General features: G+C 75.5%; 12 protein-coding genes and 1 pseudogene. 5 read left to right on the forward strand and 8 right to left on the reverse strand.

Going from position 1 to position 11,723, the window contains the following annotated elements; all coding sequences use genetic code 11:
- Positions 1-76: 76 nt before the first annotated feature.
- From ACFWIC_RS32080 to ACFWIC_RS32115, 8 genes are all read right to left on the reverse strand, one after another.
- Positions 77-883, reverse strand: coding sequence for a polysaccharide deacetylase family protein (locus ACFWIC_RS32080; protein WP_380520633.1), 807 nt, complete (start codon positions 881-883; stop codon positions 77-79).
- A 6-nt stretch (positions 884-889) separates the two neighbouring features.
- Positions 890-1,690, reverse strand: coding sequence for an SDR family NAD(P)-dependent oxidoreductase (locus ACFWIC_RS32085; RefSeq protein WP_380364725.1), 801 nt, complete (start codon positions 1,688-1,690; stop codon positions 890-892).
- Positions 1,687-2,667, reverse strand: a complete 981-nt coding sequence (locus tag ACFWIC_RS32090; RefSeq protein ID WP_355406885.1) for a DMT family transporter — start codon at positions 2,665-2,667, stop codon at positions 1,687-1,689. Before ACFWIC_RS32090 ends, ACFWIC_RS32085 begins: the two co-directional genes overlap by 4 nt.
- Before the next feature lie 93 nt (positions 2,668-2,760).
- Complete coding sequence (locus tag ACFWIC_RS32095) at positions 2,761-4,452, reverse strand: condensation domain-containing protein (protein ID WP_380520634.1); 1,692 nt, start codon at positions 4,450-4,452, stop codon at positions 2,761-2,763.
- A 124-nt stretch (positions 4,453-4,576) separates the two neighbouring features.
- Positions 4,577-5,356, reverse strand: coding sequence for a 4'-phosphopantetheinyl transferase family protein (locus ACFWIC_RS32100; RefSeq protein WP_380520635.1), 780 nt, complete (start codon positions 5,354-5,356; stop codon positions 4,577-4,579).
- Positions 5,353-6,171, reverse strand: coding sequence for a hypothetical protein (locus ACFWIC_RS32105; RefSeq protein WP_329951842.1), 819 nt, complete (start codon positions 6,169-6,171; stop codon positions 5,353-5,355). Before ACFWIC_RS32105 ends, ACFWIC_RS32100 begins: the two co-directional genes overlap by 4 nt.
- A 4-nt stretch (positions 6,172-6,175) precedes the next feature.
- Entirely contained in the window at positions 6,176-6,466 is a 291-nt protein-coding gene (locus ACFWIC_RS32110) for an acyl carrier protein (protein ID WP_329881219.1), read from the reverse strand.
- Between the two features lie 101 nt (positions 6,467-6,567).
- Positions 6,568-7,500, reverse strand: coding sequence for a 3-oxoacyl-[acyl-carrier-protein] synthase III C-terminal domain-containing protein (locus ACFWIC_RS32115; protein ID WP_380520636.1), 933 nt, complete (start codon positions 7,498-7,500; stop codon positions 6,568-6,570).
- A gap of 156 nt (positions 7,501-7,656) precedes the next feature.
- On the opposite strand from ACFWIC_RS32115, the gene ACFWIC_RS32120 reads away from it, so the two are divergent.
- The 5 genes and pseudogenes from ACFWIC_RS32120 to ACFWIC_RS32140 all read left to right on the forward strand — a co-directional run bounded on the left by ACFWIC_RS32120 (position 7,657) and on the right by ACFWIC_RS32140 (position 11,556).
- Positions 7,657-7,971, forward strand: a complete 315-nt coding sequence (locus ACFWIC_RS32120; RefSeq protein ID WP_329951843.1) for a hypothetical protein — start codon at positions 7,657-7,659, stop codon at positions 7,969-7,971.
- On the forward strand, positions 7,968-9,149 hold the full coding sequence (locus ACFWIC_RS32125; RefSeq protein ID WP_329951844.1) for a glycosyltransferase: 1,182 nt from the start codon (positions 7,968-7,970) through the stop codon (positions 9,147-9,149). The genes ACFWIC_RS32120 and ACFWIC_RS32125 overlap by 4 nt, the downstream gene beginning before the upstream one ends.
- A gap of 115 nt (positions 9,150-9,264) precedes the next feature.
- On the forward strand, positions 9,265-10,230 hold the full coding sequence (locus tag ACFWIC_RS32130) for an ATP-binding cassette domain-containing protein (RefSeq protein ID WP_329951845.1): 966 nt from the start codon (positions 9,265-9,267) through the stop codon (positions 10,228-10,230).
- A gap of 77 nt (positions 10,231-10,307) precedes the next feature.
- Positions 10,308-10,910, forward strand: a pseudogene (locus ACFWIC_RS32135) (ABC transporter permease); the annotation flags it as partial.
- 307 nt (positions 10,911-11,217) lie between these two features.
- Complete coding sequence (locus ACFWIC_RS32140) at positions 11,218-11,556, forward strand: hypothetical protein (RefSeq protein ID WP_329951847.1); 339 nt, start codon at positions 11,218-11,220, stop codon at positions 11,554-11,556.
- The last annotated feature ends 167 nt before the right edge of the window (positions 11,557-11,723 follow it).

Below are 11,723 nucleotides of genomic sequence, written 5' to 3' on the forward strand. Positions count from 1 at the left end.
AACTTCGTTCGCCTGGTTTTTTTTTTTATATGCGACCGCCCTGGTTTGACATGGTCCCCGGGGGGGGGCCCCCCGTCTACGGGGGCCCCCCCCCGGGGCCGGGGGCCGGAACGCCGTGGTCGCGGAGCGGGCCCAGCCGGAGCGCACGGTCGCGGCAGTGGTCGGCGATCAGGGGGAGCGCGTCGAGCGTCGCGCGCCAGGAACCGGGGGCCGAGGTGCAGTCGGAGTCGTGCAGGAGGAGGGTGGCACCCCCGGTGAGACCCGCCCGGGCGGTGCCGTAGACGGAGCCGCCGGTGGCACCGGCGACCCAGTCCCGGCCCCAAGTGGTCCACAGCACGGTCCGCAGGCCCAGGCGGTGGGCGGCGAGGGCCTGACCGGCGGCCAGCACGCCGTACGGCGGCCGGTACCAGGACGGGCGGGCGCCGCAGAGATCGGTGACCGCCTCGGTGACGCGGCGCAGTTCGCGCAGGTCGCGGGCGGGGTCCGGGTACCACTGGCGCCGGTGGCACCACCCGTGGACGGCGACCTCGTGGCCACGGGTCACCAGCTCGCGGCCGAGTCCGGGCGCGCGTTCCAGCATCGTGCCCAGCAGGAAGAAGGTGGCGCGCAGGCCCAGCGCGTCGAGGGCGTCGAGGATCTCCGGGGTACCGCGCGGGTCGGGCCCGTCGTCGAAGGTCAGCGCGACGTGCCGGGGGTCGCCGTACCCGGCGGTGCGCCGGGCCGCGAGGCGCCGGACCGGCGGCAGCCGCACGGCGGCCGGGGCGAGGTGGAGGAGTTCGGCACCGGCGGCGACCAGCGCGGCGCCGCCGAGCGCCCGGGCCCCGGGCCCACCCGGCCGGCCGCTCGTACCGCTCCCCCGGCCCCGGGCCCGACCCCGGCCCACCGGCGCCTAACCGAACCGGGACGCCATCCGCCGGAACACGCCCGGGGCGACGCCGTGGATCCGGGCCGGGTAGCCCAGCCAGCGCGGCACGAAGACCCGGTCGCGGGCGGTGGTGACGGCGTCGACGACGATGCCGGCCACCCGCTCCGGGCTGACCGGGCGGGGGCGTTCGCGCTGGTACGGCGTGCCGCGCTTGGCGAAGAACGGGGTGTCCACCGCGCCCGGGAGGACCAGCCGGACACCGACGCCGGTGCCCCGGAGCTCGTACCAGAGGCTCTCGGCGAACATGGTCAGCCCGGCCTTGGTCGCCGCGTACGCCGCCTCGTCGCGGACCCCGACCTGGCCGGCCATCGAGCCGATCAGGACGATCCGCCCCCGGTCGCGCTCCAGCATGCCGGGCAGGAGGAGCCGGGTCAGCCGCAGCGGGGCGGCCAGGTTGACCTCCAGCATCCGGTCCAGGGTGTCGACCGGGGTCCGGGCGAAGGGACCGCGCCAGCCCAGGCCCGCGCCGGCGATCACGGCGTCCACCCGCCCGGCCGAGGCGACGGCCGCCTCGGCGAGGCGCTGCGCGCCGTCGGGCTTGGCGAGGTCCTCGGGGAGCGGCAGCCCGCCGGTGCGGTCGGCGACCGCGTCCAGCCGGGAGCGGTCGGTGCCGGAGAGCAGCAGGCGCCAGCCGGCCGCGGCGAGGCGGCCGGCAGTGGCCGCGCCGATACCGGAGGAGGCTCCGGTGATCAGGACGACCGGCGGGTCGTCGGCGGGGCGGGGCCGTTTCCGCCGCGAGGGTGGCGGGGCTTCGTCCGTCGTCATGGCACCTGCCGCTCTGAGCGCACCTGGCCGTCCTTTTTGTCCGGCATGCCACCTTCGCACGACGGAGCCGTCCGGGCGACCGGGCCCGGCGCGGGGGCACGGCCCGGCGCGGGGTCCGCCCGGGCGCCGTCGCCGGTCGGGGCCGGTCCCAGCTCGGCCTCGACCTCGCCGAAGCGGGACAGCACGACGGTGCCCCCGACCGCGACCGCGAAGCCGGTCAGCGCGCACCAGGCGTAACCGGGCCGGGCCGCGTCACCGAGGGCCGCCACCCCGACCAGCGCCGGGCCGAAGGTCTCGGAGATCGTGCCGGCGGCGGTGGCGGCGGTCACCGTGCCCCGCTGCAACGCCAGCGCGTAGGCGAGGTACCCGCCGAGACCGCCGACGGCCAGCGCGTACCCCGCCGGATCGGTGAACACGGTGAGCGGCCCGGAGACGTCGAGGACCCGGACCGCCAGACTCGTCACGCCGAAGCCGACCCCGGCGAGCAGGCCGAGACCGGCCGCCGCGGCGTTGCCGCTCCGGCGGGCGAGGACGAGGGTGAGCAGCAGCATCAGCGCCGTCGTGGCGAGCAGCGCCCAGTGGAACACGGCCGGGGCGTGGTCGCGGCCCTCGCTCCCGGAGCCCAGCGCGAGCAGGGTGAGGCCGGCCACCACGGCGGCGATGCCCAGCAGGTCGCTCCGGCGCAGCCGGGCGCCGAGCAGGCGGGCGGCGGCCAGGGCGGTGACGGCGAGGCTCGCGTTGGTGACCGCCTGGACCAGGAACAGCGGCAGCGTGCGCAGCGCGACGATGCTCAGCGCGAAGCCGGCGACGTCCAGACCGGTACCGAGCAGGAACTGCCAGGAGCGGAGCAGCGCGGCCAGCAGTCCGACCTGCACCCGGTCCGCCTTCGGCGCCTCCCGCGCGCCGCGTGCCTGGAAGACCGACCCGAAGCCGAAGCAGACGGTGGCGACCAGGGCGGTGGTGAGTCCGAGCAGCATGGCTCTCCCAGCCTCGGGGGCAGGATCCACCCCCAGTCTCCGCCCGGCGGCGCCCCGGTGCAGCGGGGAGCCGCCGGGCGGAGACCGGCACGCTCAGGCGCGGCCGGGGCCCTCGGCGGTGGCGGGGAGCGCGGCCCAGCCGGCGGGGACGGCGCCGGTGTGGTGGTGGACGGCGTAGTGCTGCGGGGCCACGGCCGTCGCGCGTCCGGGGAGGACGGCGATCACCGCGCGGTGGGCGGTCTCGGGGGTGAGGGCGGGGTCGGTGGTGGCGATCCGGGCGGTCAGCCGGCCCTCGACGCAGGAGACCTCGACCAGCGGGTCGGGGCCGAACGCGTCGGCGAGCAGGGTGCGGACGGCGTCGAGGTGGATCCAGTCGGCCCCGACCCGGTGCCAGTCGCCGGTCCGGGTCGCGGGCCGCAGGCCGCTCAGCGCGGCCAGTTCGGCGAGCGGGAGCGGGCCTTCGACGGCGGCGGCGAGGACCGCGGGCACGGCGCGCGCGAACCGCTCGGTCTCCTCCCGGTCGAGGACCTGGGGGCAGGCCAGGAGCGCGAACTCCAGGCTGCCGGTGGCCCGGAGGATGTTGACCATGAGGCGGACCGGGAGCGGCTGGTCGGGCAGCCAGGTCACCTCGGGGTCGGTGGTGGGAGCCGGGCGGGCCTCGGACATCGCCTCGGGGATGGTGAGGCTGAGGTCGTTGACGACGACCTGGCGGGTGAACCTGGCGCCGCGCCGCTCGGCGACGTCCTCGATGAGCTGCCAGACCTTGTCCGCGTTGAGCGTGCTGTTCCAGTAGCCGTTGAACGAGGCGACCTTGACGCGGCCGATCAGCTCGTCGAGGTCGGCGGCGTCGGTGTCGAGGGCGAGCAGGGCGTCCTGGGCGAGGGTGCCGATGTGGTCGGCCATCGCCGAGCGCTGGCGGTTGGCCGAGAGCGCGGCGAAGACCAGCTCGGTGCGGGCCGCACGGTGGGCGGTCAGGGCCGCGATGACGGCGAGCAGGACGACGGAGGGGCCCGCGCCGGTGCGGCGGGCGACGATGTCGAGGTCGGCGGCCGCGCTGCGGGAGCGCACCACGAGGGTGGCGAGACCGTCCGGCGGTCCGGTGATGCCGTCGGTCGCGAAGACGACCTGCGGGCCGGTGGCGAGGATGTTCTCCCAGTGCCGCAGCGCGGCCTGGGTCTTGCGGCGGCCCTGGGAGCTCTGCTCCTGCTCGGCGACCTGGAGCGGGGTGCGGGAGGTGACCGGCGGGAGGTCCTTGCCGGCGGCGAGGGCGGTCCAGTCCTCGATGAGCAGGGTGACCGCGGCGGCGTCCACCCCGGCGTGGCAGGCCACGACGACGAGCCTGCGCAGCTGGTCGCCGTCCGTGAGGAGGGTGAACCGCAGTCGGGGGGCCGCCGCCAGGTCGAACGGGACGGCCACGTCAGCTCGACCCAACTCGTCGGCCAGCTGGTCGAGTTCGGCTTCGCCGAGGGCGCCGGCGGGGACGGTGGTGACGGTGAACTCGCCGTCGCCGTGGACGTTCTGGAGCTCCGGGAAGCCGTCCGCGCCGGGGCCGGGCGGGAAGCCGGTGCGCAACGACTCGTGCCGCTCCAGGAGGGCGCGCAGGGCGTCGAGGGCGGCGGGCAGGGTGGTCCGGTCGGGGACCGGCCAGACCGACTCCTTGTTGATCTGCTCGGGGCGGTCGCGGCGGATGCAGCGGATCATGTTGTCCTGGCCGAGGGTGAGCGGGCCGGAGCCCGAACTCGCACCGCTGTACCGGATCGTGATCCGCCCGCTGGTCTCTGTCACGTCGTACGTGCCCTTCGGCTCGCCGGGTCTGCCGGGGGCGCCCCGGCGGCGGTGCGGGTCGGGGCGCCGTCGGCGGCCCGACCGAGGGGTCCGGACCGGAGGTCCGGAGTGTTCCGACGGATCGTCAGTTCAGCGCCGGGGCCGGCATGTCGGCCGACCAGGCCCGGACCGCGACGCGGATCGGGCGGGCACCGACGGCGGCCACCGCCGCACGGAACGGGCCGGGGACGGGCACGTCGTCGATCCGGCACGGGCCCGGCCCGAGTGCACCCGGGTCGGCGAGGAGCAGCGGCGCCGGGCCGGCCATGGGCAGGCCGAAGCCCTGGACGAGCCGCCCGCCGTAGGCCTTGACGCAGGCCTCGCGACGGCACCAGAGCTCGGTGAACCGCTCGGCGGGCCGGGCGTCCGCCGCGACGGCGGCGGCCTCCCCGGCGGGGAAGTAGCGTCCGGCGAGACGGGTGGCGGTCCGGGTGTCGCGGACCTCCTCGACGTCGACGCCGATCGCCCGCCCCCGGGCGAGCGCGAGCACCGCGAGCGCCCCGGAGGCCGAGTAGTTGAGGCTGACCGACCCGGACGACGCCCCGGGCCCGGCGGTCAACTCCGGTTTGCCGTGCGGCCCTTGGTATCGGACGAGGTCTGCGGGCCGGCAGCCGAGCCGCGCACCGAGGAGCTGCCGGACGGCGCCGTGCACGACGGTGAACCGGCCGCCGAACCCGGGGTCGGGGCTCGCCGCGCGGGCACGCTCGTCCGGATCGAGCACGCCCCACAGGGCCTCGGTCACGGACTCCGGCTGGTCGGTGGGGATCAGCCACACGTCGATCAGGTCCGCGGTCCGGCCGCCCTCGGGGTCGGATTCGGGGTTGGGGCCGGCCCGACCACCGGCCGGGCTGCTGCCGTCGGTCACGGCCCGGCCCGCAGGGTCAGCGTGGAGAGCACACCGAGCCGCCGGTCGAGGTCGGCGAGCAGCACGGGCCGCCGTTCGTCCCGCCAGCCCGGCAGGCGGGCGGCGAGTTCGGACCAGAGGCCGGTGAACGGCTGCCCGGCGGGGGTGCGGATCGCGTCCACGTCGGGCACGTCCAGGCCGGCGGAGAGCAGGACCGCCGTGTCGGCGCCCAGCGCCTCGGCCTGTCGGCGCACCTCCTTGGCCGCCGACTCGGGCTCCATCAGGCTTTCCTGATGGACCGTCAGGTTCTCGCCCGGCCCGGTCTCGCAGACCAGGACCACGGCGCAGTGCCGTTCGGGCAGGACCACCGGTTCCGGCGGCAGGTAGTGCAGGGCGGTCTGCTCGGCGAGCACCACGACCGCGCGACCGCCGATGCCGGTCCGCCAGTACGCGACGGCGGCGCGCAGCGCGCCGAAGGCGGTGGCGGTTCCCTGGTCGCACAGGGCCAGCGCGGTCGGCGTGCCGGCGCAGGAGCGGCTGAGCGCCAGCGAGGTGGGCGCACCGGGGCGGATGTCCGGCGAGTCGAAGGCCTGGATCAGCAGGTCGGCCGGTTCGTCCGGTCCGAGCGCCTCGGCGAGCAGGCCCGCGGCCAGCTCCTCGTACGCGTGCCCGACCCCCTCGGTCAGCAGGTCCTCGCGGAGCGGCAGGCCGTAGGGGCGGACCAGGTCGGAGACGAACACCCGCAGGTCCGGGTCGAGCGAGAGCTCGGAACGGCCGTCGGTGTACCGCGCCAGCACCCGGGTCAGGCCGAGGCCCGGGGCGGATGCGGCGGCCATCCGGTCAGTCCTCGGGAATGACGTGCGTGGCGACGTACTGGGCGAGCTTGGTCAACGAGCGGAGGTCGTCCTCGCTGATCTGCTCGACGTCGACCTGGATGTCGAGCGCCTCCTCGACCTCCAGGATGAGCTCGATGGTGCCGGCCGAGGTGAGGCCCAGGTCGTCGAAGAGGCAGGCGTTCTCGGGGATCTCGGGGAGGTCGCGCTTGAGGACGCGCGGAAGCAGCTCGCCGAGGCTGTGCAGGACCCGGTCGCGCAGCTCGGCTTCGGTGGTCTGGACCACTTGATCGGACATGGTGGGACCGTCCCGTCGTGCGTGGAGTGGCAGGGAGTGGGCGCGGAATCCGGAAGGGAATCCGGCGCGGGAGCCGGCGATCGGGCTCGACCGGTGGCTCGTCAGTGCTCGACGACCATGGCGGAGAACGTCGCTCCGATGCCGGCGGCGGCCAGCAGGTAGCGGTCACCGCGACGGAGCATCCCCCGCCCGACGGCGGTGTGCAGATTGATGAGGCCGTCCGCAGCGAAACTGTGCCCGACAGCGGGCACGTTGTCCAGCACCGCGTTCCCGATCGGGAAGCCGATCCGGCGGCAGATCATCCGCCAGGATGCCTGGTTGACGTTGTGCGGAAGCAGCGCGACCAGGTCGGAGAGGTCCAGACCTGCCTGGTCCAGGGCGGCCTCGATCGCCTCGACCATCACCGCGGGGTACTCCCGCTGGTAGCGGGCGAGCAGATCCTGGTCCTCGGCCAGCCGGCCGTCGAACTCGGGGCGCTGGCGCACCGCGTAGGAGAGCACCCGGTCGCGCTCGCCGTGGGCGCTGACCAGGCAGGCGGCCGCGCCCTCGGCGAAGATGCCGGTCTCCGGCACCACCTGGGCGTCCTTGGTGAAGGTCTTCTCCCCGGTCAGCACCAGGGCCAGCGCCTCCCGGTCGGGATCCCCGGCGAGCAGGCGGCCGGCCAGGTCGACGGCCAGCAGGCCGACCGCACAGGCGTGGTGGGTCACGGTGAAGGCCTGGGCGTGGCCGAGGCCGTACCGGTGGAGCAGGTCGTGCAGCGGGTTCAGCGGGTACGGGACGGCCACCGGCATGCTGCGCGCATGGATCACGAAACGGACGTGCCGTTCGCGTCCGCGCAGCTCCGGGAGAGCGTCGGCGGCGGCTCCGAGGAGGTCGGGCAGCTTCCCGTCCGGGTCCAGTCGCAGCTGGTCCAGGCCGTGGAAACGGCGGAAGAGTTTGAGTTGACGTGGGGTCAGGCCGATCCGCTCGCCCACTGCCTCAATGGGCACGGTGTGGTGGGGGAGGTGAACGGCCACTGCCTCCAGTGCGGTCACGCGGGCTAGTATTCCCACGCCCGGCGGGTCCGCACAAGTGATCTCGGGCGGTTGCGGCACACATCCCGCACACTCCCCGAACGCGCCGCCCACGGATTCGCCCCGTGCCGTGCGGCCGTCCCCCGCCCCCGTGCCGTCGAGCAGGTGGAGCCACAGATGACCGACCCTGACATCCCCGTCCCCGCGAACCCGGCCGCCGCGCCGCCGGTCCGCCCCGAGCTGGTGGCGGTGCTGGTCGAGGCCGCCGACGCGCCGCCCGCGTGGGCCTCGCGGGTCACCCCGCAGGCCCGGCTGGACGGCGACCTGCTCCTGGACGAGACCGAGATCGGCGCGCTGGACGGCCTGCTGCGCGCCCGGTTCGGCCCGGCCGCCGACCTCGGCGCGCTGCGGTCCGGCCTCGACCTGGCCGGCCTGGAGGCGCTGACCGTCGCCGACGTCGAGCGCCTGCTGCCCGCGGAGGACGCCCGATGAGCCGCTTCCTGGTGGTCGTGCCGCCCCTCACCGGACACGTCAACCCGACCGTCGGCCTGGCCCGTGAACTGGTCGCCCGCGGGCACGAGGTGGCCTGGACCGGCACCGAGTCGGTGCTGCGCCCGCTGCTCGGGCCGGACGCCCGGGTGTTCGGCACCGGCACCCGGGCGTTCCGGGCGCAGGGCGGGCACGGGCTGGCCGCGGTCCGCTCGCTCTGGGAGGGCTTCATCGTCCCGTACGCGCGGTTCACCGCGAAGACGCTGGACGCGGCGGTGCGCGAGTTCCGGCCGGACGCCCTGCTGGTGGACCAGCACACCCCGGCCGGGGCGCTGGTGGCGCACCGGCACCGCCTGCCCTGGGCCACCCTGGCGCCCGGGGCGATGGAACTGGGTCGACCCTTCCGGGGGTTGCCGCAGGTCGAGGAGTGGATGACCGGTCTGCTCCAGGGCCTGTGGCGGCGGGCCGGGCTGCCCGAGGAGGAGTACGTCGACCCGCGGTTCTCGCCGGACCTCGTGCTCGCGTTCACCGGCCCGGCACTGACCGGCCCGCAGCCGCTCCCCGCCGAGTACGCGCCGGTCGGACCGGTGCTGGCGGACCGGCCCGCCGATCCGGCGTTCCCCTGGGAGCGGCTGGTGGAGGGCCGCCGGCGGGTCCTGGTCACCATGGGCACGCTGGCCGGCGAGCTGGGCGCCGACTTCCTGGCGCGGGCGGTGCGGGCGGTGGAGCTCTGCGGGGAGGACGTGCAGCCGGTGTTCGCGGCGCCGCTCGACCTGCTGCCCGGGCTGCCGGCCCACGCCGTCGCGGTGGACCGGGCGCCGGTCCTGGAGCTGATGGCCCGCGGCGCCCTGGACGCGGTGCTCTGCCACGGCGGGATGAACACCGTGGGCGAGGCGCTGGCCCACGGACTGCCGCTGGTGACGGCGCCGATCCGGCACGACCAGCCGTTCGTGGCGGCGCAGGTGGTGGCCTCCGGGGCCGGACTGCGGGTGCCGTTCGCCCGGGTGACGCCCGATCAGCTGGCCGTCCGGCTACGAACCGTGCTGGACGACCCGGAGTACCGGGCGGCGGCGACCCGGGTCGGGGCGGCGCTGCGGGCCGGCGGCGGGGCCCCGGTGGCGGCCGACCGGGTGGAGGCGCTGGTCGCGGACGGTGCCCCTCAGGCCAATCCATTGGTCTAGGCCATTGTTTCCGGGGTGCCGCAGACCCTAGGGTGGCCCGCAGCACCACTTCCCAGGTGTCCCGCGCGCCGCATCCCAGGCGCCCCGGCAACCCATCCCCGCTCGGGAGTTCTGGTTGATCGAGACCAAGGGACTTCGCAAGTCCTACCCTTCCAAGAAACGTGGCCAGGCCTCTGTCGACGCCGTTCGCGGCATCGGTCTGGACGTGGCGGCGGGTGAGATCTTCGGCTTCCTCGGCCCCAACGGCGCCGGCAAGACGACCACGCTCCGCATGCTCGCCACGCTCATCCGGCCGGACGGCGGCGAGGCCCGGATCGCCGGCGCCGACCTGTTCGCCGACCCGGCCGAGGTCCGCCGCCGGATCGGCTACGTCGCCCAGGGCGGTGGCACCACCGACTCCGTCACCGCACGCGAGGAGCTGGTGCTCCAGGCCCGCATGCACGGCTGCGGCAAGTCCGAGGCGCTGTCCCGCGCCGAGGAGGCGCTCAATGCCTTCGAACTCACCGAGTTCGCCGACCGCCCGTGCCGGACCTACTCGGGCGGCCAGCGGCGCCGGGTCGACATCGCACTGGGCGTCATCCACTCCCCGAAGGTGCTCTTCCTGGACGAGCCCACGGTCGGCCTCGACCCGGCCAGCCGCGGCCACGTGTGGGCGGAGATCCGCCGTCTGAGCGACGAGGGCATGACCGTGGTGGTCACCACCCACTACCTCGACGAGGCGGACGCGCTCTGCGACCGCGTGTCCATCGTCGACCACGGCGAGGTCGTCGCCGAGGGCACGCCCGAGACCCTCAAGCGCGAGATCTCCGGCGACGTCGTCCTGCTCGGCCTGGGCGCCGGGGAGGCCGAGTCGGCCGCCAAGGCCCTGCGGGAGGAGCCCGACCTGCCGGTCCTGCACCGACTGGAGCTGCGCGGCGACGACGGCCTGCGGCTCTACCTGGACGACGGCGCGGCCGCCATCCCCCGGCTGCTGCGCGCACTCGACGCGGCCGGCGTGGCCTCGGGCACCGTCCAGCTGCAACGACCCAGCCTGGACGACGTGTTCCTGGCCCGCACCGGCCGCTCCATCGAGCAGTCCTGACCTCAGATCCCCGAGGAGGGGCTCCCATGAAGCTCGCCCGCGACACCTGGCTGGTGTTCCAGCGCCAGCTGCTGCTGATGTGGCGGACACCGATCTGGATCGCCGTCGGAGTGATCCAGCCGATCTTCTACCTGCTGCTGTTCGCGCCGCTGCTCAAGACGGTCCTCGAACCGATGGGCGCGACCACCTACGCCCAGACCTACCAGATCTACGTGCCGGGCCTGCTGGCGGTGCTCTGCATCTTCGGCGGCCTGTACACGGGCTTCAGCCTGCTCGGCGAGCTGAGGGCCGGCATCATCGAGCGGGCCCGCGTGACGCCGGTCAGCCGACTGGCCCTGCTGCTCGGACGGGCCCTGCGCGAGACGGTGGCGCTGCTCGTCCAGGCGGTGATCATCACGCTGATCGCGCTGCCGTTCGGGCTGCGGGTGGGCCCGGTGAACCTGCTGCTCGCCTACCTGCTGCTCGGCCTGCTGGCGCTGATGACGTCGGCGCTCTCGTACGGCATCGCCCTGCTGCTGCCGGCCGACGAGGCGATGGCTCCGGTGGTGAACACCCTCGCACAGCCGATCGCACTGCTCTCCGGGGTGCTGCTGCCGCTGGCGCTGGCACCGATCTGGCTCCAGTCCGTGGCCAAGTGGAACCCCTTCTACTGGGCCGTGGAGGGCATGCGCGCGCTGTTCTCGGGCCACGTCGGGGACAGCGTGGTCTGGCAGGGCCTGCTGATCGTCGTGGTGATGACGTCCGCCGCCGTGTACTGGTCTGGGGGGTCGGGGGCGTCTCGTACTTGGGTGTCCTCCGTAGGTCGGGGGGGGCCGGGCCGGGGAGGTCGTGCGGGTGCGCCCGCGCGACCTCCCCGGCCTTCGTCCGTCACTCCTCCTGCCGCTCGGTCACCTCCCCGGCACGAAGCGGCGATCGGTTGTCCGGGGACCACGGCGGCCCTATCGTCGTGGGCAGCCGACCGCCCCCCGCACGACGAGAGGAACCCCCATGAGCCCTCGCTCCGAGAACACCCCGGTCGCCGGCCGGGACGCCGCCCCCGTGCGGCGGCGGCGTACGCGCCTGGCCCTCGCGGGCGGGGCGATCGCGGCGCTGCCCGTGGTCGGCCTGCTCGGCGCGGGCACGGCCTCGGCCGAGCCCGTCGCCTCCGTCGAGGCCGTGGGCAAGAAGCCCCCGGCCAAGGTCACGGCTGCCAAGCCGCCGGTCAAGGCCGTCGCGGCCAAGCCGCCGATGAAGGCCGTGGCCGCGAAGCCGCCGGTCAAGGCCGTGGCCGCGAAGCCGCCGATGAAGGCCGTGGCGGCCGATCCGCGGGCGCACGGCACCCCCTGACGGTCCGGCCCGTCCCCGCAGCACGGAACGGCGGGGCGGCCGGCCCCCCACCCCGCCGGCGCCGACCGGGGGGGCGCGGGGCGGGCCCCCGCGCCGGACGCCGCCCGCAACACCCCCCCCCACCGCCCCCACACCGAACCCCCCCAGCGCCAACCCCCCCCCCCCCC

The organism is Kitasatospora sp. NPDC127035 (assembly GCF_042726075.1).
GTDB lineage: Bacteria > Actinomycetota > Actinomycetes > Streptomycetales > Streptomycetaceae > Kitasatospora.